Genomic DNA, 19,799 nt, shown 5'->3' with positions numbered 1-19,799 from the left:
GATTCGCTTTGACTTTCAAAGAGAAAGGAACCTATTAGCATGTTCCCCACTATGATGATAAAAAAAGTTAATGTTCACGCTGCTTTATTTGCCGCGTTGTTAATGATTTTACCCGGGCTGGCGGTGGCAGAAGGTCTCTCTGCAAATTTCAGAAATATTGATATCCGGGAATTCATTAACACCGTTAGTAAAAGCCTGGATAAAACTATCATTATCGATCCCTCAGTTCAGGGAGTGGTCAGTGTACAAAGCTATGAGAAGATGGATAAAGAGCAGTACTATCAGTTTTTTCTTAGCGTCCTTAACGTCTATGGTTTTGCTGCCGTCGCCGCATCAAACAACGTCATTAAAATAGTTTCGGATCGTAGCGCCAGATCGCATGGCGTACCGCTGGTGTTGGAAGGCGAAGTACCGGCCGGTGATGAAGTTATTGCCAGAATGGTTCCGCTGCACAATGTTTCCGGCAGAGAGCTGGCGCCTTTATTACGTCAGCTCAATAACGCCGCAGAGGGCAGTATTATTCATTACAACCCGTCCAATACGGTGCTGATGATCGGGCGCGCTACGGTTATTAATCAATTGGTTGCCATTGTTAAACGCCTTGATGAGCAGGCGAGCCTTGAGGTACTGACTCTTCATCTTGAACATGCTTCCGCCAGCGAAATCGCCCGTATGGCTGCCGCACTGCAAAAGAAAAACGAAGGCAACGGCGACAGGGTTTACGTTACCGTCGTAGCGGATGAAAGAACCAATTCCGTACTGATAACCGGTGATAAGCAGGCTGCGTCGCGTATGCTAATCACCCTGAAAAAACTGGATAGCAGCAGTGGCGCTCTCGGCTCTGGCGCAACCCGCGTTATTTATCTTAAATACGCCAAGGCCGAAGAGTTATTAAAGGTGCTGACCGGTATCACCAGCGAAACGCCCGTTACGCCAAATGAAAGCACGCCCGTAGAAATTAATACTGTCGCTAATAACGGCGTCACCCTTAAAGCGGATACACAAATCAACGCGTTAATCATTAACGCGCCGCCGCCCGCGCTGCGGGAAATGGAAAAAGTCATCGACAGCCTTGATATACCCCGTGCGCAGGTACTGGTCGAGGCGATTATTGCTGAGGTCTCGGATGCGGAAGGATTAAATTTCGGCGTGCAGTGGATGAACGATCGTGCGGGCGGCACTAATTTCCCTTCTGGCGGCAGTTCAGTCACTACGCTGCCGGAAAAAGGCGCAGCCGGCGCGCTTGCCAGCATCACCGGACTGGCCGCAGGTTTTTACCATGGCAACTGGTCAGGATTAATTAATGCGCTTAAATCAAACAGCATGAATAATATCCTGGCCACGCCTGGTATTGTGACGCTGGATAATGTCGAAGCGGAATTCACGGTAGGCCAGGAAGTGCCTGTCCTGACCGGATCGCAAACTACCTCAGGCGATAACGTCTATAACTCGGTCGAGCGAAAAAGCGTCGGCATAAAGTTAAAAGTTACGCCGCAGATTAATCAGGGCGAGGTGGTGATGATGAATATCGAACAGGAAGTTTCCAGCGTTTCTGAATCCGGCGTCAATAGCGAACTCGGCCCGACATTCGATACCCGCGTGGTAAAAAACACCGTTATGATCGGCTCAGGCAAAACCGCAGTGGTCGGCGGATTGCTGGATACCAGCAACAGCAACGTGGATAGCAAAGTGCCGCTGTTAGGCAGCATTCCTGGGCTGAAACACCTTTTCGGCTCGACCACCAGTAAAGTAGCTAAAAGAAATCTTATGCTGTTTATTCGGCCTACCATTATTCGCGGAGAAGAAGATTTCGCCCGCGTCAGCAGGCAGGCACGTGGCAAATTTAATCAATATAAGCTGGAAGAGATCGCTAATGCCGATTTACGGCAGACGCTTGATAACGAGACCGGTCTGTCAGACCCTCGCGGTGGTGTGCAGCAGGTTATCGGTGATATCAATGCCTTCTATGCCGGGCAGCCGCGATGAGCGACATGTTTCCCTTCGCCTGGGTACAAAAAAACGGCGTGTTTTATCAACAGGGCCAGCTCTTCTATCGGCAAAGTGCCAGCTTGCAGGCTTTGCAGGAAGCGTTAAGGCAGAAGCCGCACGGCAACCTGGAGCTGCTCTCTGAAGAAGCTTTTACGCAATGCATTATCGAAGCCTATCAGCAGGATGCCTCCCGGGCGCGACAGATGATCGAAAACCTGGGCAACGAGGCCGATCTCTTTGAACTGGCCGAATCCTTGCCCCAGGATGAGGACCTGCTCGACTGCGACGACGGCGCGCCGATTATTCGTTTTATTAACGCTATGCTGGCCGAAGCGATAAAAGAGGGCGCTTCTGATATTCATATCGAACCCTATCAACACCATTTGCTGATCCGTTTTCGCGTGGACGGCGTGCTGCGTCCGGTACTGTCGCCGCCACGGCAGCTCGCCGCCGTGCTGATTTCCAGGATCAAGGTTATGGCCCGGCTGGATATTGCCGAGAAGCGTCTGCCGCAGGATGGACGTATCGCATTGCGTATCGGCGGCCGCGCTATCGATGTCCGCCTTTCCACGCTGCCGGCGCGCTATGGCGAACGCCTGGTAATGCGGCTTCTGGATAAAAACGCCGTTCAGCTCGACCTCTGTCGGCTTGGCATGGATAAAGCAGAGCGCGAAAAAATGGCGGAGCTGCTGCGCCAACCCCACGGCATAATCCTTGTCACCGGGCCGACGGGGTCCGGCAAAAGTACCACGCTCTACGCGGCGCTCAGTCAGATTGACCGCCAGCATCGCAACATCATGACGGTCGAAGATCCGATTGAATATGAGCTGGAAGGTATCGGACAGACCCAGGTGAATCCCAAAGTGGACATGACCTTCGCCAGAGGGTTAAGAGCGATTTTACGTCAGGATCCGGACGTAGTCATGATTGGCGAAATCCGCGACACGGAAACGGCGCAAATTGCCGTACAGGCCTCGCTTACCGGCCATCTGGTGCTTTCAACTTTGCATACCAACACCGCTATCGGTGCCGTGGGACGCCTGCGCGATATGGGCGTCGAGCCTTTTCTGCTGGGCAGTTCACTGATTGGTGTGCTCGCCCAGCGCCTGGTCAGAACGCTATGCGCCAGCTGCCGCGAATCTGCGACGCTGACTGCCGCGCAGGCACGCAGCTTCGGCTTTAGCCTGCAGGAAGGCGCTGAGCAGCGCATCTATCAGCCAGCAGGCTGCGATAACTGTAATCACAGCGGCTATCGCGGTCGAACGGGCATCCACGAGCTGATTCTGGTAGATGCGCCGCTGCGCCAGGCCATTGCTCAGGGGCGCGGTGAAGCGGAGCTGGAGGAAATCGTCCGCCGTAATGCTTCTTCAATCCGGCATAACGGCTGGCAAAAAGTCCTTGCCGGGCTAACTTCACCGGAAGAAGTCATCCGCGTCACCAGGCAGGAGTGAAGATGAAATTTCGCTACAGTGCCGTTGACCGACAGGGAAAAAAACAGCGCGGATGGGTTGAAGCGCCCTCTCGCCGTCTCGCCTGGCAAAAGCTGACGGGCAATAACTGGCAGGTAATCACGCTAAAGCCGACGACCGAATCCGCTGCTATCGCTTTTTCTTCCCGGAAGCCGGTCGCGCTTCGCGGCAGCGATTTAGTTATTTTCACTCGCCAGCTGGCCACCTTGCTGAGCGCAGCGCTACCGCTGGAAGACGCTTTACTGACGATATCGCAGCAGTGTGAAAAACCGGCGCAGCAAAAGCTTGTTCAGCAGCTGCGCCAGCAGGTGTTGGAAGGGCGCGCTTTTTCCGAAGCGCTGGCCAGCCAAAAAACCTTTAACAGACTCTTTTGCGCAGTGGTGGCGGCAGGCGAATCCTCCGGAAAATTATCTCTGGTGCTGACGCGCCTGGCGGATCACACCGAGCAAAGCCAGAAGATCAAAAGCAAACTTATCCAGGCTTTGCTTTATCCGCTGCTGCTAACGCTGATCGCCATTGCGGTAATCGCTATTTTGCTCACTTCGGTGGTGCCTAAAGTCGTGGAACAGTTTCTTTATCTGAAAGCGGAGCTGCCTCTCTCCACGCGAATGCTGCTGACGCTCAGCGAGGGCGTACAAACAGCAGGGCCGATCCTGCTGCTGCTATGCGCCGGGCTGGGAGTGCTGGCAAAGCGGCTGCTAAAAGATGCGCAGCGTCGTCGGCGCTGGGACCGCCTGTTATTGATTTTGCCGGTTATCGGCAAAGCGTCGCTGAACCTGAACACCGCTCACTATGCAAAAACGTTAAGCATCCTCAGTGCCAGCGCCGTGCCTTTGCTGGAGGCGATGCAGGTCAGCGCTTCTGTGGTCAATAACAGTTACGCGCGTTGGCAGCTGGCGCAGGCGCAGGAGAGAGTACGCGAAGGCGCCGAGCTGTCGCATGCACTGACAAAAAGCGGGCTATTTTCGCCAATGATGCGCCATATCGTCGCTTCAGGAGAGCGCAGCGGCGAGCTGGACAGCATGCTTGGACGCGCCGCCGATATTCAGGAAGAGGCATTTCTGCACCAGCTCAACGTAATGGTGAGCCTGTTTACGCCGCTGTTGATCGTCGCAATGGCAGGCATGGTTTTTTTTATCGTACTGGCTATTTTACAGCCGATTATGCAGATGAACAGCCTGGCGGGCTGACAGGGAGAGCAGATGATGCGTAATAAAAAACAACGCGGCTTTACGCTGCTGGAAGTCATGATTGTCGTGGTCATACTCGGCGTGCTGGCGAGTTTAATGCTGCCCAGCCTGATGGGAAACAAAGACAAAGCGGATCGACAAAAAGCGATCAGCGATATTGTTACCCTGGAAAACGCGCTGGAAATGTACAAGCTCGATAACGGCGTTTATCCCACTACGGAACAGGGGCTAAGCGCGCTTAAGAAAAAGCCGGCGATTGCCCCGATTCCCCGCAACTATCGTAGCGACGGCTATGTGCGTCGTCTGCCGAAAGATCCCTGGGGCAATCCTTACCAGCTAAAAAGCCCTGGCGATCATGGCGCAGTCGATATCTATTCCTTTGGGCCTGAAGGCGTGGAGGGAAAAGAGCCTGTCAGCAACTGGATGTTAGATGAGTAACGGCGGCAGGGGATTTACTTTATTAGAGATTATGCTGGTCATGGTGATCCTGGCGGGGCTGGCTATGCTGGCGATCGGTCGGCCGCCCGATGAGCGCGCGCAGCGTGAAGGCGAAAAGCTGGCTCTGGCTATTCGCGGAATAGCGCAACGCGCTGAGCTGGAAAATCGTATTTATGGCATTGCTGTCTTTACCAATGGCCTGCGCATCCAGACATTAAAGCCCTATGCCGGTCAGGGGCAAAGAAGCGAAAGCTGGCCCGATTTCGCCTGGCAGCAGGCCAGCGCTGTAAAAAAAAGGCCGGGCCTGTCCGCCGCGACGCGCTTAAAACTTAGCGCAGAAAACAAAAGTATTGCGCTACAGGCGATGGCGGAACGGCAGGAGCCGCAGCTCCTTTTTTTGCCTGACGATGAGGCCAGCGAATTCACGCTTGAGCTTTATTACCGGGAAGAAAAAGCAGGAGAAATCATTAGCCGGAACGGGACGATAGAATTTACGCCGACGGCCGGGGATGCCCGTGAAAAATAAAGGGATGACGTTAATCGAAGTCATGTTCGCCATGGCTATCCTGGCGCTGGCTGGCCTGGCGATGCTCAACGCTGGTTCAGAAAAACTTCGTAACCTTGACCGACTAAAACAGCAGCAGCTGGCAATGTGGAGCGCTGAAGATCTGGCGATCGCTATCAGGCTGAACGGCGTCCAGCCCAACGAATCGGTACAGGGAGAAAGCTTTCAGTCCGGCGGCATGAACTTCTATCGTAGCTGGCAAATCCAGAGCACCACCTACCGAAACATTTATCAGTTGCAGATCGATGTATCGCCGCAGGAAAACCCGCAGCAAATCCTTTTTTCATTAAAAAGCTGGCTGGTGAAAGAATGACAAGAGCGCAGCGGGGATTTACCCTGCTTGAAATCATGGTCTCGCTGGTGATTTTCGCGCTGGTCAGCTTATCTGGCATGCTGCTGCTGCAGGGGACGCTGCGCAACAGCGATCGGATCCGAACGCAAAGCGAAAATTTTGGCGCCTTACAGCGCACGTTTCTGCTAATGGAACGCGATTTCGCTTATGCGATTGCCCGACCAGAGCAAGCCCGGCACGATAAAACGCTGTTACCCGAAATGCGTTACGAAAACCAGGATGGCGCAAACAGCGGCGTAACCTTTTTACGCGCCAACAAACTCAATCCGGGCGGCTATCTCTCACGCTCAACGCTGCAATGGGTAAGGTGGCGCAGCGTCAACGGCAAGCTGATGCGCGCCAGCGCGCCTTATCAGCAGGGTGAATTTGGCCTGAACACAAAAGAAAGCCTGCTCCTTGCAAACGTCAGCGCCTTTCGGGTGAGGTTTGCCAGACAAGGCTGGATGGAGAGCTGGCACGCCACCGCCACACTGCCGGAGGCGGTGGAAATCACCCTGACGACGCGTGATTTTGGCACGATAACCCGGCTATTTTTGGTTTCGGGGGCTAAATGAATCGCCGACAGCGGGGCATGGCTCTGCTTATCGTGTTGATGATAGTAGCGACCATGGCGGCGCTGGCTACCGTTATGCAGGAATACTGGCTGCACAGCTTTAGCCGCAGCCGCGTTATGCATGACAGGATGACGGAAAAATGGGCCGTGCTGGGCGCGGAGGCCGTGATTCGACACCACTACGCGCAAGCGCTGTTAGCGCCGGTTCTGCGCCCGGCAAGCGTAGGGAAAATGACCTGGCTGAAGCTGGACGGACTCGTTTTTAATGTTGCCGTGCGCGATCTCCAGGCCTGCTTTAACCTCAACGCTCTTTTCGGCAACGACAAAAAAACGGCGAAGCGCAACAGCGCTTCCACGGGCGAAAACGCCGGAAGCGAACAGCAAGAGGATGCCGCAAAAGAGCCGGAAAAAGACTACGCGCAGCAGGTATTTATACGCCTGCTGGTCAACAGCGGAAGCAAAGAAGAGCAGGCGAAAAGCGTGTTGGCTGCGATTATGGAAAACAGCAAACTAAGCGGCAGAAAATTTGCCGATATCAGCGAACTGCGCCTGGCGAAAACCATTAGCCGCCACCAGTGGCGCAACCTTGCGAAAATGCTTTGCGTCTTGCCCGACAGCCGTCTGAAGGTCAGTGTCAACGGATTGCAGGAGGAACATTTTCCGCTGATCTCCGCGCTGCTGGCTATCCCTCTTAGCCAGGAAACCTTCAACAAGTGGATTGCTGCGCGACCGCAGCAGGGCTGGTCATCACTGAAAGCGCTCAAAACGGCCGGGCTGCCCGAAGGCAGCGCCGAGGCATTCGAAAAAATCAAAGAGCATCTGACTTTCGGCAGCGATTACTTCGAGCTACGGCTTGAACAGCGCAGGGCGCAATCCTGGCCGCTGCGCAGCTGGCTGAGCCGCACAGGCCACGGTTTTACCGTGATAAGACGTCAGTACGGCCTGAGTGAATAAGGAACCGAGGCATATGAGAAAAAAAGCCGCAAAGGGCGATATTGTTATTCGCGCGGGCCATCAGGACAGCGATGCTTTTCTGTGGTTTTATCGCACGCCGGAAGGCCGCTGTTATGAGGGTAGCCTCGACGCGACCCTTCTTCCGAAAAAGCGACTCCGCGATAGCAGAGTCACTTTCCTGATGCCCACCAGCCGCCTGTTTTTTTACGATATTACCCTGGGCGAGCAGGTTAAAAATCCTTCGTTGGCCTCGTTGCTCTGGCAGATTGAAGATGAGCTTTTGTGCGAAGCCGAAACGCTGCACGGCGTTGTGCTGGAGAGCGACAGCCATCGTCACCGTGTGGCAGTCGTAGATAAAAAGCTGTTTGCAGAGTGGCTTGAACGCCTTCGCCAACAGGGAATAACCCCCGATGCGGTTTATCCGGACATATTGGCGCTGCCTTGCAACACGGCGGTAAAGCTGGGCGAGGATTGGCTAATCAGATATGGGCCGACCAAAGGTCTTTGCGCCAGCGAGAGCCAGCTTGCTCCGCTGTGGGAAAGAGTAGAAGAGGGCACGTCAATCCGCTGTTACAGCACGCCGCCATCGGTTAGAGAAGGTTGGGAAAAGGCGCCTGACCAGACGTTTTCAATGCTGTTTACCAGCGATATTCCAACACGCTACTCCTTTCTGACCAGAGCGTTTCAGCCCCGAATCGCTTTTACTCAGCTGGCCAGTTTTCGCACCTTGATTGGCGTTTCGGTTTGCTGCGGTCTGCTGCTGGCGGCGCTGCCGTTTCTGTCGGTCTGGAGCATTGAACGGCAGGCCAGAGAGCTGGAGAGCGAGGCGCGCCAGCTGGTAAAAAGCTATTTTCCACAGCTGCCTGACTCGACGCCGTGGCGCCCCTGGCTGGAGCAGAAACTCGATCGCCTCTCTGCGCCGCAGGCTACCCGTGGACCAGGCGCCATGCTGAAAGAGAGCTATGCGTTACTGGCGCAGATCGAACACGGCCGAACTGAAAAAATGGCGTGGGACGGCGAGCGGCAAATCCTGGAGCTGACGCTGGTCGAGGCTCCTCAAAATTTAGCCACTCTGGCAGAGGCTTTTTCAACCGGGCCCATCCAGGCGCAAGTGGTGCCGCAAAGAAGAGACCGCGTGCAGCTGATAATCTCAAGGAAAAGCGATGAGCGCAGATAAAATATTCCAGGCCTGGCATAGCCGGAACCCGCGTGAAAAAATTCTGATGGCAACGCTGGCGGTTATTCTGCTGCTGGCTGGTGCCAGGGCGCTGGTTATCGATAGCTTCCAGGCCTGGCAACTAGCCAGCCAGCAGAGGCTGACGGCCGCCCAGCGGCACTATCTCTGGTTGCAGCAACAAACCTCTTCGATGGTGGTCTTAAACCAGACGAAAGAACGCAAGGCACCGCTGCCGCAACGCGTAAAGCGCTCTCTGCCTGAACAGATCGTCATACAGGAATGGCAGGAAAACGACGATGGTCAACTTATTCTGTTGCTGCGCAGGGCAGAGCTTTATCCATTAATAGAATGGCTTGTGACGCTGGAAACTCGTGAAGACGTTCTGGTAAATCAATTTTCCTTTACGCAACAGGAAGGCGCACAGGTGATGCTCCAGGAGGGTTACAGTGACTGACTGGGGATATGAAGCGCCACCCGGGCTGTGGCCGCTATTTTTTGCGCTGACCGGCGCCGTTGTCGGCAGTTTTATTAATGTCGTTATCCATCGTATTCCGCTGATGACGGCGCAGAAAAATAACCTTAGCTTCAATCTTTTTTTACCCCGCTCGCACTGTCCGCATTGTGGTCTAACACTGCGTTGGCAGCATACCCTTCCCCTAGCGAGCTGGCTGTTTTTAAGAGGAAAATGCGCTTACTGCGGCGATAAAATAGCTGGCATCTATCCGCTGGTGGAGCTGTTTTTTACTCTGTTCGCGCTGCTGCTCTCCTGTGTAGAGCAGACGGTGGCAGCGTCTCTTTTTGCGCTGCTGTTTGTCGGCTTTCTGGTTCCGCTCGCCTTGATCGACCTGCGTCATGGACTGTTGCCCGATATGCTGACGCTGCCTTTTCTCTGGGCCGGGCTGTTGTATCATGCGCTTGCGGTGACGTCCGCGCTGGCTGATGCCATCTACGGCGCCGTTGCAGGCTATGTGGCCCTCTGGTCGCTCTACTGGCTGTTTTACTTTTTCACGCGGCGGGAAGGGCTGGGCTACGGTGACTTCAAGCTGCTTGCCGCGCTGGGCGCGTGGCTTGGCTGGGCGATGCTGCCCGCGGTTTTACTGCTTGCGGCCAGCCTGGGGATCCTTGCGGTGCTGGCCGCCCGGCTGTACCGAAAAAAATCCTTATCGGGTGAGATACCCTTTGGGCCTTTCCTGACCGCTGCTGGCGCGCTGTGTTATTTTTTCCCTGCTGTCAGCGCCGCGCCGCTTTTTGGCTTCCTGAACTAAAACGCCGCCTCAGGACGACGGTGCGGCTGGCGCGATAAACAGGGCGAGCGAATCCTGCAGTTTTTGGCACTTATCCTTTTCGTTTAGCGGATCTTTGGCAATCAGCCGCTCTTTCTCCGCGCTAAGCGGCACCAGCCTGTGGTAGTCCGCCGCGTGGCGATCCCACCCTCTTTGTTCCGCCAGCGCCAGCGCGCGGGTCGTTAGCGTATTAGCATCCGGCAAATTTGTTTGCGCGCACTGCTCCCGCAGATAGTTCCCGCCCGCAATTAGCGCAGAGAGCTGCTCAACCTGACGGGCTGGCTCCGGAACAGCGCGTCCGGCGTGCTGACAGCCCGAAAGAGTAAAGCAAACAGATATAATCAGCGTCCCCGCCCGAAAAAAAGTCATTGTTTATCCCTTTTATTTGAATTTCCCTGCAATAAAAGCCGGTGCTTTATATAGTACGGGATTTTTTAAAGATAAAAGGGATCATAATGTTTTTTCTGCTTTTTTCAATAGGGAATAAAAATGGGATTCTTTAAATATATAGCGCGAATATTAATTATTTTATCTATTTAAAAGGTAAGTAAATATAGGTTTCGATAAATATTATATTTTTATGTTTAAAATAAAAAACCGATGCGCTACCTTTTGCTGGCGTAAAAGATCGCATCGGACAGTCCGAAGAAATGTCGTGGCTTCAGCCATAACCATTTTGCAGCGCCCAGACGGCCGCTTCCACGCGTGAATTCAGCTTCATTTTTTTTAGCAGATGCTTTACGTGTACCTTGACCGTGCTTTCAGTAATCGACAGCTTGCGGGCGATGGCTTTATTGGTCATACCCAGCGTAATTAGCTTAAGAATATCGCGTTCGCGACGGGTTAGCTGTTCCACATCGCGCGCTTCCGCCGGATGGGTTTCCCGCAGGCTCGCGACCAGCACGTTAGTCAGCTTCTCGCTCAGCACCATCTGGCCTGCGGCAGCCTGATGCAAGGCTTTCAGCAACGCCTCCGGCTCCATATCCTTCAGTAAGTAACCATCCGCGCCGCGCTTCAGCGCATTAACGACATCATCTTCATGATCGGAAACGCTAAACACCACTACACGCCCGGAAAGCGCGATAGTACGCAGTTGCACCAGCGTATCCAGGCCGTTCATCCCCGGCATATTAAGATCCAGCAGGATCAGGTCAGGATCGTGCAGTTCCGCCAGCTCAACGCCCCGCGCGCCGTTGCTGGCTTCGCCGATAACCTGCAAACTCTCTTCCAGCTCTATCAGTTGTTTAACGCCATTGCGCAACAGAGGATGGTCATCAATCAGCAGGATAGTGGCGGCTTCATCTTTCACGTTTGTATTCCCAAAGTCAGAGTGGCGACGTGTATTCCTGATAGCGCCACATTTTTACCGATTAACTATGCTAACCCTATACCACTAAGGGAGTAATACTTAATTTCCAGAGGGAAGGTTTTCATCAGGATAAGCAATAAAGGTCTAACTCAACTTTATAATTTATATAGATTTATATCGGCTTCAGCAACTACCTATCCCGGTGCAGGGAGAAAGCTGGACCCGGTATGCACCTGCAACCACGTTGATTTGCGTCAATCCCGACCGTTAAGCGCTTGCGCAGAATGCGCACGATTAACCCGGAGAATATTATGACGCAACTTGCCCCGCCTCAACCCGAACAGAAAGACGCAGTCATTCAGGACTGGCAACCGGAAAACAGCCTGTTCTGGCAGCAGCGCGGCCGGCATATTGCTCGCCGTAACCTGTGGATTTCCGTTTTTTGTCTGCTGCTCGCATTTTGTGTCTGGATGCTTTTCAGCGCCGTAGCGGTCAACCTTAACAAAGTCGGCTTCGCTTTTACTACCGAACAGCTTTTCCTGCTGACGGCGCTGCCGTCGATTTCCGGTGCGCTGCTGCGCATTCCTTACTCCTTCGTGATCCCGCTATTCGGTGGGCGGCGCTGGACAGCTTTCAGCACCGGTATTCTGCTGCTTCCCTGCCTGTGGCTGGGGTTTGCAGTGCAGGACGTCAACACCTCTTTCCACACTTTTATGCTAATAGCGCTGCTGTGCGGTTTTGCGGGCGCCAACTTCGCCTCCAGCATGGGCAATATCAGCTTCTTCTTTCCTAAAGCGCAGCAGGGCGGCGCGCTGGGCATTAACGGCGGCCTGGGCAACCTTGGCGTCAGCGTGATGCAGTTCGCCGCGCCGCTGGCCGTATCTTTCGCGATTTTTGGCGCTTTCGGCGGCGGCGCCCAGCAGACCAGCGGCGGCGAAACGCTTTGGCTGCAAAACGCCGCGTGGCTCTGGGTGCCGTTCCTGACCGTCGCCACGCTGGCAGCCTGGTTCGGCATGAACGATCTGGCAGCGGCGAAATCTTCCCTGCGTGAGCAGCTACCAGTGCTGAAGCGAGGCCATCTATGGGTGATGGCGTTACTTTACCTGGCGACCTTCGGCTCCTTTATTGGCTTTTCGGCTGGTTTCGCCATGCTCGCTAAAACCCAATTTCCTGAAGTGAGCATTCTGCACTACGCCTTTTTCGGCCCTCTGGTCGGCGCGCTGGCGCGCTCGGCGGGCGGTATGATCTCCGATCGTTTAGGGGGCGTCCGCGTAACTCTGGCTAACTTTGTGCTGATGGCATTGTTTGCCGCGCTGCTGTTCCTGACGCTGCCGGGCGAAGGCCATAGCGGTTACTTCGGCGCATTTTTTGCCGTGTTTATGGGGCTGTTTTTTACGGCGGGCCTGGGCAGCGGCTCGACCTATCAAATGATCGCCGTGATCTTCCGCAAGCTTACTCTTGAGAAAGCGAGCACGGAAGGTAAAAGCCCGGAAACGGCGCAGCGGGAAGCGGTCACCGAAACTTCCGCCGCGCTGGGATTTATCTCCGCTATCGGCGCTTTAGGCGGCTTTTTTATTCCGCAAACTTTCGGCCTCTCGCTCGCTCTTCTCGGTACGCCTACAGGCGCAATGAAAATCTTTCTCGCTTTCTACCTGATATGCGTAGGCGTTACCTGGCTGGTTTACGGCCGTAAAAACCGAATCTGATAAAAGGTGCGGGAGGCGATGACTTCCCGCCGCTTAAGCAATGTCGCCTCAGGAGTCTTCCGGATGAGCAAATTTCTCGACAGGTTCCGCTACTTTAAACAGCTGGCGGAACCCTTTGCTGACCAACACGGTCAGACACTCAACACCAACCGTGACTGGGAAGAGGGTTATCGCAGCCGCTGGCAGCACGATAAAATCGTGCGTTCCACCCACGGCGTAAACTGCACCGGCTCCTGTAGCTGGAAGATTTACGTTAAAAACGGCCTGGTCACCTGGGAAACGCAGCAAACCGACTATCCGCGCACGCGCCCGGATCTGCCAAATCACGAACCACGCGGCTGCCCGCGCGGCGCCAGCTACTCCTGGTATCTCTATAGCGCCAACCGCCTCAAATATCCGCTGATGCGCAAAAAGTTGCTGAAGCTATGGCGTGAAGCGAAAGCGGAACATCAGGATCCGGTGGCGGCCTGGGGATCGATCGTTAGCGATCCTGAGAAAGCGAAAAGCTATAAGATCGCGCGCGGTCGCGGCGGCTTTGTACGCTCCAGCTGGCAAGAGGTTAATGAGCTTATTGCGGCTTCTAACGTTTATACGGCAAAAACTTTCGGCCCGGATCGCATCGTCGGTTTTTCGCCGATCCCGGCAATGTCGATGGTTTCCTATGCCGCAGGCGCGCGCTATCTGTCGCTAATTGGCGGCGTCTGCTTGAGCTTCTACGACTGGTACTGCGATCTGCCGCCCGCTTCGCCAATGACATGGGGCGAACAGACCGACGTACCGGAATCCGCTGACTGGTATAACTCTTCTTACATCATCGCCTGGGGCTCCAACGTGCCGCAGACGCGTACGCCGGATGCGCATTTCTTTACCGAAGTACGCTACAAAGGCACCAAAACCGTAGCGATCACGCCTGACTATGCCGAAGTAGCTAAGCTCTGCGACCAGTGGCTGAATCCAAAACAGGGCACCGACAGCGCGCTGGCGCTGGCATTAGGGCACGTGATGCTGAAAGAGTTTCACCTTGAGCGCGAAGTGCCTTATTTCCGCGACTACGTACGTAGCTACACCGATATGCCAATGCTGGTGCTGCTGGAGCCGCGCGAAGGCGGTTACTATGCCGCAGGACGCCAGCTACGCGCCAGTGACCTAATCGACAATCTGGGACAGGAAAATAATCCGCAGTGGAAAACCATTGCCATTGATGAAAACAGCGGCGAGCTGGTGGCTCCGCAGGGATCCATCGGCTATCGCTGGGGCGAGAAAGGCAAATGGAATCTGGAACAGCGCGAGGGTGGATCTCAGCGGGAAATCACTCTGCAACTCAGCCTGCTGGGCAGCCACGATGAAGTGGCCGAGGTGGGCTTCCCCTATTTCGGCGGCCTTGAAAGCGACAACTTCAGCAGCGTGGCGCTCCAGGAAATCCTGTTGCACAAGCTGCCAGTCAAGCGGCTACGTCTGGCTGACGGCAGCGAGGCGCTGGTAACCAGCGTCTATGATTTGACGCTGGCGAACTACGGTCTGGATCGCGGTCTGGAAGATGACAACTGCGCGCGCGATTACGATGAGGTAAAAGCCTATAGCCCGGCGTGGGCCGAGCAGATTACTGGCGTGTCGCGTCAGAACATTATTCGTCTGGCTCGTGAATTTGCCGAAAACGCGGAGAAAACGCGCGGTCGCTCAATGATTATCGTGGGTGCCGGGATGAACCACTGGTATCACATGGATATGAACTATCGCGGCCTGATCAATATGCTGATCTTCTGCGGCTGTGTGGGGCAGAGCGGCGGCGGCTGGGCGCATTACGTCGGCCAGGAAAAGCTGCGGCCGCAAACCGGCTGGACGCCGCTAGCCTTCGCGCTGGACTGGAACCGTCCGCCACGCCATATGAACAGCACCTCGTTTTTCTATAACCATTCCAGCCAGTGGCGCTACGAAACCGTGCAAACCAGCGAGCTGCTTTCACCGCTGGCCGATAAATCCCGCTACGGCGGCAGCCTGATCGATTTCAACGTGCGCTCCGAGCGCATGGGCTGGCTGCCTTCCGCGCCGCAGCTTAACGTTAATCCGCTTGGCATCGCCGCACAGGCCGAAGCTGCCGGGCTTTCGCCGGTGGATTTCACCGTGCAGAACCTGAAAGAGGGCAAGCTGCGCTTTGCTGCCGAGCAGCCGGACAATCCGCAAAACTTCCCGCGCAACCTCTTTGTCTGGCGCTCCAACCTGCTTGGTTCCTCCGGTAAAGGCCATGAGTACATGCTCAAATATTTGCTGGGCACGGAAAACGGCATCCAGGGCAAAGATCTCGGCGTGCAGGGCGGCGTCAAACCGGAAGAAGTTGAGTGGCAGGATCAAGGTGGCGAAGGCAAGCTGGATCTGGTGGTCACGCTGGACTTCCGCCTTTCCAGCACCTGCCTTTACTCCGATATCGTGCTGCCGACCGCCACCTGGTACGAAAAAGACGATATGAACACTTCAGATATGCATCCGTTTATTCATCCGCTTTCTGCCGCCGTCGATCCCGCCTGGGAAGCCAAAAGCGACTGGGAAATTTATAAAGGCATCGCCAAACGCTTCTCCGAACTCTGTCCGGGCCATCTGGGCGTAGAGACCGACGTGGTGACGCTGCCGATCCAGCACGACTCCGCCGCCGAACTGGCGCAGCCGCTGGGTGTCAGCGACTGGAAAAAAGGCGAGTGCGAGCTGGTTCCCGGCAAAACCGCGCCGCATATCATTGCGGTGCAGCGCGACTATCCGGCAACCTGGGAGCGCTTTACCTCGCTTGGGCCGCTGATGGACAAGCTTGGCAACGGCGGCAAGGGTATCAGCTGGAACACGCAGAAAGAGGTCGATTTCCTGAAAGAGCTGAACTACGTCAAGGCGGAAGGCCCGGCGGCGGGACGCCCTAATATCGACAGCGCCATCGACGCGGCGGAAGTGATCCTGTCGCTGGCGCCGGAAACCAACGGCCAGGTGGCGGTAAAAGCCTGGCAGGCGTTAAGCGACATTACCGGCCGCGACCATACTCATCTGGCGCTGAATAAAGAAGATGAAAAAATCCGCTTCCGCGACATCCAGGCACAGCCGCGCAAAATTATCTCCAGCCCGACCTGGTCTGGCCTGGAAGACGAGCACGTCTCCTATAACGCCTGTTATACCAACGTTCACGAGCTGATCCCCTGGCGCACGCTCAGCGGCCGCCAGCAGCTTTATCAGGATCATGAATGGATGCGCGCCTTTGGCGAAAGCCTGCTGGTCTATCGTCCGCCGATTGATACGCGCGCGGCCAAACCCTTGCTGAACAGCAAACCTAACGGTAATCCGGAAAAGGCGCTGAATTTCCTGACGCCGCACCAGAAATGGGGCGTTCACTCGACCTACAGCGACAACTTGTTGATGCTGACGCTGTCGCGCGGCGGGCCGATAGTCTGGATGAGCGAGGAGGATGCCCGCGAGCTGGGCATTGCCGACAATGACTGGATCGAAGCCTTTAACGCCAACGGCTCGTTAACCGCCCGCGCCGTGGTCAGTCAGCGCATTCCTGCTGGCATGACCATGATGTACCACGCACAGGAACGCATCGTAAACATTCCCGGTTCGGAGATTACCGGCCAGCGCGGCGGCATCCACAACTCGGTGACTCGCGCCTGCCCGAAACCAACCCATATGATCGGCGGCTACGCGCAGCTCTCCTACGGCTTTAACTACTACGGCACCGTCGGATCCAACCGCGATGAATTCGTGGTGGTACGCAAAATGAACCGCGTCGACTGGCTGGACGGCGAGAACAACGATGAGCGGCAGGAGGTCAAACCATGAAAATTCGCTCGCAGGTCGGCATGGTGCTGAATCTGGATAAATGCATCGGCTGTCATACCTGCTCTGTGACCTGTAAAAACGTCTGGACCAGCCGCGAAGGCATGGAATATGCCTGGTTCAACAATGTAGAAAGCAAGCCCGGCGTCGGCTATCCGCAGGCCTGGGAAGATCAGGAGAAATGGAAAGGCGGCTGGATCCGTAAAATCAACGGCAGGCTGGAGCCGCGCATGGGCAACCGTGTCGGCCTGCTGGCGAAAATCTTCGCCAACCCGGACGTGCCCGCGCTGGATGACTACTATGAGCCGTTCGATTACGACTATCAGCATTTGCACAACGCGCCTGCAGGCAAGCATCAGCCAATAGCGAGGCCACGCTCGTTAATCACCGGTCAGCGCATGAAAAAAATCGAAAACGGCCCGAACTGGGAAGAGATCCTCGGCGGCGAATTTTCCAAACGGTCGCAGGATAAAAACTTCGACAGCATGCAAAAAGAGATGTACGGCCAGTTCGAGCACACCTTTATGGCTTATTTGCCGCGCCTGTGCGAGCACTGCCTGAACCCGGCCTGCGTGGCGACCTGCCCAAGCGGCGCGATTTACAAGCGCGGCGAAGACGGCATTGTGCTGATTGACCAGGATAAATGCCGCGGCTGGCGGATGTGCCTGACCGGCTGCCCCTACAAAAAAATCTACTTTAACTGGAAGAGCGGCAAGTCAGAGAAATGCATTTTCTGCTACCCGCGTATTGAAGCAGGCCAGCCGACAGTCTGTTCAGAAACCTGCGTTGGGCGCATTCGCTATCTGGGCGTGATGCTTTATGACGCGGATCGTATCTGGCAGGCCGCTTCGACCGAACACGAGCAGGATCTTTATCAAAGCCAGAAAGAAATTTTCCTCGATCCGCACGATCCTGCGGTGATCGAAGAGGCGCTGAAAGCCGGGATCCCACAAAGTGTAATCGATGCTGCCCAGCGTTCGCCGGTCTATAAAATGGCGATGGAATGGCAGCTGGCGCTGCCGCTGCATCCGGAATACCGCACGCTGCCGATGGTCTGGTACGTGCCGCCGCTATCACCGATTCAAAGCGCGGCGGACGCTGGCGAACTGGCCCACAGCGGCGTGTTGCCAGATGTAGAAAGTCTGCGTATTCCCGTGCAGTATCTGGCGAATCTGCTGACGGCGGGCGATACAGCGCCTGTACTGTTGGCGCTGAAGCGCATGCTGGCAATGCGTCACTACAAGCGTGCGGAAACCGTAGAAGGCAAAGTCGATACCCGCGCGCTGGAACAGGTAGGCCTGAGCGAGGCGCAGGCGCAGGAGATGTACCGCTATCTGGCAATCGCCAACTACGAAGATCGTTTTGTGGTGCCTTCCAGCCACCGTGAACTGGCGCGGGAAGCCTTCCCTGAAAGCAAAGGCTGCGGCTTCAGCTTCGGCGATGGCTGCCGCGGCAGCGACGGCAAATTCAACCTGTTCAACAGCCGCCGCATCGACGCTATCGATATCGGCAAAAAAACGCAGGAGGAGCAGCCATGATCGCGCTACGCGTTATTGCCCGCCTGCTGGATTACCCGGATGAGACGTTATTCACGCACCATAGGGAAATGGTCGAGGCGCTGGAAGCGGCCAGCGAGCTTAATGCTTCACAGCGCGAGCGGCTGGCCGGATTTATCGCTGAGTTTTGCGCGCGGCCTTTGCTGGATGTACAGGCGGATTACTGCGAACTCTTCGATCGCGGCCGTGCTACCTCGCTGCTGCTATTCGAGCATGTCCACGGCGAATCGCGCGATCGCGGGCAGGCTATGGTCGATCTGCTGGAGCAGTATCGCGCCGACGGACTGGAACTGAACGCGAAAGAGCTGCCCGATTTTCTGCCGCTCTATCTGGAGTATCTGGCCAGCCTTGATTCGGCCCGAGCTTGTAGCGGGCTGACCGATGTAGCGCCGATTCTGGCACTGCTGGCAGCCAGGCTGCATCAGCGGCAAAGCCGCTACGCGCAGCTATTCGATCTGCTGCTGGCGCTGTCCGGCGTTGGGCTGGCGGCTGATGATCTGAGTCCGCAAATCAATAAAGAGTCTCGCGACGATACGCCTGCGGCGCTGGACGCGGTCTGGGAAGAAGAGCAGATCAAATTCCTCGGCGAGCAGGGTTGCGCATCCGCACAGCAGGCTGCGCATCAGCGCCGCTTTGCCGATGCTGTCGTACCGCAGTATCTCAACGTGGCGGAGATGACCACATCCACGGGACGTTTATCATGAACTTTCTCTCAACTCTTTTCTTCGATATCTATCCCTATATCGCGGGCAGCGTTTTTTTAATCGGTAGCTGGCTGCGCTACGATTACGGGCAATACAGCTGGCGCGCGGGTTCCAGCCAGATGCTGGATAAAAAAGGCATGCGGCTTGCCTCTAACCTGTTTCATATCGGCATTCTCGGCATTTTCTTCGGGCATTTTGTCGGGCTGCTGACGCCGCACTGGATGTATGAATCTTTTCTGCCGATCGCCGCCAAACAGAAGCTGGCGATGGCAGCCGGTGGCGTTTGCGGCTTGCTGACCCTGGTCGGCGGAGCATTGCTGCTTAAACGCCGTCTGTTTAATCCGCGTATCCGTGCCACCAGCAGCGCGGGCGATATTCTGATCCTGACACTGTTAGTAACCCAGGCCGCGCTGGGCGTGCTGACAATCCCTTTTTCCGCCCAGCATATGGACGGCAGCGAGATGATGAAGCTGGTGGCCTGGGCGCAGGCTATCGTCACTTTCCACGCGGGCGCATCGCAGCATCTGGAAGGCGTGGCGCTGATTTATCGCGTGCATATGGTGTTGGGTATGACGCTGTTCCTGCTGTTTCCTTTCTGCCGCCTGGTGCATATCTGGAGCGTGCCGGTGGAATACCTGACGCGGCGCTACCAGCTGGTGCGCAATCGTCGCTAGCCGTCACTTTGTGCAAAAAGGGCGATTGTCCTGTTTGTTGCAAAAATGTTGAGAGGCGGCTCAGCGTATC

The 19,799-nt window shown here is 55.6% G+C and carries 18 protein-coding genes; 16 read left to right on the top strand and 2 right to left on the bottom strand.

What is annotated here, in order from left to right:
• Nucleotides 1-39 precede the first annotated feature (39 nt).
• Genes gspD through ACETPC_RS18305 form a run of 11 tightly spaced genes read left to right on the top strand, consistent with a single transcriptional unit; the run spans nucleotide 40 to nucleotide 9,952 of the window.
• Nucleotides 40-1,986 carry a type II secretion system secretin GspD gene (gene gspD / locus ACETPC_RS18355; protein ID WP_380183852.1) on the top strand — a complete coding sequence of 649 codons (1,947 nt, stop codon included), beginning with the start codon at nucleotides 40-42 and terminating at the stop codon, nucleotides 1,984-1,986.
• Nucleotides 1,983-3,440 (top strand): type II secretion system ATPase GspE, encoded by a 1,458-nt coding sequence (gene gspE, locus ACETPC_RS18350; RefSeq protein WP_380183850.1) that lies wholly within the window; start codon nucleotides 1,983-1,985, stop codon nucleotides 3,438-3,440. The genes gspD and gspE overlap by 4 nt, the downstream gene beginning before the upstream one ends.
• A gap of 2 nt (nucleotides 3,441-3,442) precedes the next feature.
• Entirely contained in the window at nucleotides 3,443-4,648 is a 1,206-nt protein-coding gene (gene gspF, locus ACETPC_RS18345) for a type II secretion system inner membrane protein GspF (protein ID WP_380183848.1), read from the top strand.
• A 12-nt stretch (nucleotides 4,649-4,660) separates the two neighbouring features.
• Nucleotides 4,661-5,086, top strand: a complete 426-nt coding sequence (gspG, locus tag ACETPC_RS18340) for a type II secretion system major pseudopilin GspG (RefSeq protein ID WP_380183846.1) — start codon at nucleotides 4,661-4,663, stop codon at nucleotides 5,084-5,086.
• On the top strand, nucleotides 5,079-5,612 hold the full coding sequence (locus ACETPC_RS18335; protein WP_380183844.1) for a type II secretion system protein: 534 nt from the start codon (nucleotides 5,079-5,081) through the stop codon (nucleotides 5,610-5,612). The genes gspG and ACETPC_RS18335 overlap by 8 nt, the downstream gene beginning before the upstream one ends.
• Entirely contained in the window at nucleotides 5,602-5,964 is a 363-nt protein-coding gene (gspI, locus tag ACETPC_RS18330) for a type II secretion system minor pseudopilin GspI (protein ID WP_380183842.1), read from the top strand. Before ACETPC_RS18335 ends, gspI begins: the two co-directional genes overlap by 11 nt.
• Nucleotides 5,961-6,557 (top strand): type II secretion system minor pseudopilin GspJ, encoded by a 597-nt coding sequence (gene gspJ / locus ACETPC_RS18325; protein ID WP_380183840.1) that lies wholly within the window; start codon nucleotides 5,961-5,963, stop codon nucleotides 6,555-6,557. The genes gspI and gspJ overlap by 4 nt, the downstream gene beginning before the upstream one ends.
• Nucleotides 6,554-7,510 carry a type II secretion system minor pseudopilin GspK gene (gene gspK / locus ACETPC_RS18320; protein ID WP_380183838.1) on the top strand — a complete coding sequence of 319 codons (957 nt, stop codon included), beginning with the start codon at nucleotides 6,554-6,556 and terminating at the stop codon, nucleotides 7,508-7,510. Before gspJ ends, gspK begins: the two co-directional genes overlap by 4 nt.
• Before the next feature lie 13 nt (nucleotides 7,511-7,523).
• Nucleotides 7,524-8,687: a type II secretion system protein GspL gene (gspL, locus tag ACETPC_RS18315; protein ID WP_380183836.1), complete on the top strand. Its 1,164-nt coding sequence runs from the start codon at nucleotides 7,524-7,526 to the stop codon at nucleotides 8,685-8,687.
• A complete protein-coding gene (gene gspM / locus ACETPC_RS18310; RefSeq protein WP_380183834.1) occupies nucleotides 8,674-9,141 on the top strand; it encodes a type II secretion system protein GspM in 468 nt (155 codons plus the stop codon). Before gspL ends, gspM begins: the two co-directional genes overlap by 14 nt.
• On the top strand, nucleotides 9,134-9,952 hold the full coding sequence (locus ACETPC_RS18305) for a prepilin peptidase (RefSeq protein WP_380183832.1): 819 nt from the start codon (nucleotides 9,134-9,136) through the stop codon (nucleotides 9,950-9,952). The genes gspM and ACETPC_RS18305 overlap by 8 nt, the downstream gene beginning before the upstream one ends.
• Before the next feature lie 9 nt (nucleotides 9,953-9,961).
• Here ACETPC_RS18305 and gspS read toward each other — a convergent pair whose 3' ends face one another.
• Nucleotides 9,962-10,339, bottom strand: coding sequence for a type II secretion system pilot lipoprotein GspS (gspS, locus tag ACETPC_RS18300; protein WP_380183830.1), 378 nt, complete (start codon nucleotides 10,337-10,339; stop codon nucleotides 9,962-9,964).
• A gap of 292 nt (nucleotides 10,340-10,631) precedes the next feature.
• Nucleotides 10,632-11,279 (bottom strand): two-component system response regulator NarL, encoded by a 648-nt coding sequence (narL, locus tag ACETPC_RS18295; RefSeq protein WP_380183828.1) that lies wholly within the window; start codon nucleotides 11,277-11,279, stop codon nucleotides 10,632-10,634.
• 311 nt (nucleotides 11,280-11,590) lie between these two features.
• On the opposite strand from narL, the gene ACETPC_RS18290 reads away from it, so the two are divergent.
• From ACETPC_RS18290 to narI, 5 genes are all read left to right on the top strand, one after another.
• Entirely contained in the window at nucleotides 11,591-12,985 is a 1,395-nt protein-coding gene (locus ACETPC_RS18290; protein ID WP_380183826.1) for a NarK family nitrate/nitrite MFS transporter, read from the top strand.
• Nucleotides 12,986-13,048: 63 nt separating this feature from the next.
• A complete protein-coding gene (locus ACETPC_RS18285) occupies nucleotides 13,049-16,798 on the top strand; it encodes a nitrate reductase subunit alpha (RefSeq protein WP_380183824.1) in 3,750 nt (1,249 codons plus the stop codon).
• Nucleotides 16,795-18,333: a nitrate reductase subunit beta gene (narH, locus tag ACETPC_RS18280; protein ID WP_380183823.1), complete on the top strand. Its 1,539-nt coding sequence runs from the start codon at nucleotides 16,795-16,797 to the stop codon at nucleotides 18,331-18,333. Before ACETPC_RS18285 ends, narH begins: the two co-directional genes overlap by 4 nt.
• On the top strand, nucleotides 18,330-19,055 hold the full coding sequence (narJ, locus tag ACETPC_RS18275) for a nitrate reductase molybdenum cofactor assembly chaperone (protein ID WP_380183822.1): 726 nt from the start codon (nucleotides 18,330-18,332) through the stop codon (nucleotides 19,053-19,055). Before narH ends, narJ begins: the two co-directional genes overlap by 4 nt.
• The gene (gene narI / locus ACETPC_RS18270; protein ID WP_380183821.1) at nucleotides 19,052-19,729 is read left to right on the top strand and encodes a respiratory nitrate reductase subunit gamma; all 678 of its coding nucleotides are present in this window, start codon (nucleotides 19,052-19,054) and stop codon (nucleotides 19,727-19,729) included. Before narJ ends, narI begins: the two co-directional genes overlap by 4 nt.
• Nucleotides 19,730-19,799 lie beyond the last annotated feature (70 nt).

The sequence above is a fragment of the Pantoea sp. sgz302252 genome (genome assembly GCF_042610525.1).
Classification (GTDB): Bacteria; Pseudomonadota; Gammaproteobacteria; order Enterobacterales; family Enterobacteriaceae; genus Erwinia.
Note: the sequence above shows the minus strand (reverse complement) of the source record. Positions and strands in the feature narration are given on the sequence as shown.

Coding starts and splice junctions, on each gene's coding strand:
- gspD (WP_380183852.1), top strand. CDS start 40: ATGTTCCCCACTATGATGATAAAAAAAGTTAATGTTCACGCTGCTTTA.
- gspE (WP_380183850.1), top strand. CDS start 1,983: ATGAGCGACATGTTTCCCTTCGCCTGGGTACAAAAAAACGGCGTGTTT.
- gspF (WP_380183848.1), top strand. CDS start 3,443: ATGAAATTTCGCTACAGTGCCGTTGACCGACAGGGAAAAAAACAGCGC.
- gspG (WP_380183846.1), top strand. CDS start 4,661: ATGATGCGTAATAAAAAACAACGCGGCTTTACGCTGCTGGAAGTCATG.
- ACETPC_RS18335 (WP_380183844.1), top strand. CDS start 5,079: ATGAGTAACGGCGGCAGGGGATTTACTTTATTAGAGATTATGCTGGTC.
- gspJ (WP_380183840.1), top strand. CDS start 5,961: ATGACAAGAGCGCAGCGGGGATTTACCCTGCTTGAAATCATGGTCTCG.
- gspK (WP_380183838.1), top strand. CDS start 6,554: ATGAATCGCCGACAGCGGGGCATGGCTCTGCTTATCGTGTTGATGATA.
- gspL (WP_380183836.1), top strand. CDS start 7,524: ATGAGAAAAAAAGCCGCAAAGGGCGATATTGTTATTCGCGCGGGCCAT.
- gspM (WP_380183834.1), top strand. CDS start 8,674: ATGAGCGCAGATAAAATATTCCAGGCCTGGCATAGCCGGAACCCGCGT.
- gspS (WP_380183830.1), bottom strand. CDS start 10,339: ATGACTTTTTTTCGGGCGGGGACGCTGATTATATCTGTTTGCTTTACT.
- ACETPC_RS18290 (WP_380183826.1), top strand. CDS start 11,591: ATGACGCAACTTGCCCCGCCTCAACCCGAACAGAAAGACGCAGTCATT.
- ACETPC_RS18285 (WP_380183824.1), top strand. CDS start 13,049: ATGAGCAAATTTCTCGACAGGTTCCGCTACTTTAAACAGCTGGCGGAA.
- narH (WP_380183823.1), top strand. CDS start 16,795: ATGAAAATTCGCTCGCAGGTCGGCATGGTGCTGAATCTGGATAAATGC.
- narJ (WP_380183822.1), top strand. CDS start 18,330: ATGATCGCGCTACGCGTTATTGCCCGCCTGCTGGATTACCCGGATGAG.
- narI (WP_380183821.1), top strand. CDS start 19,052: ATGAACTTTCTCTCAACTCTTTTCTTCGATATCTATCCCTATATCGCG.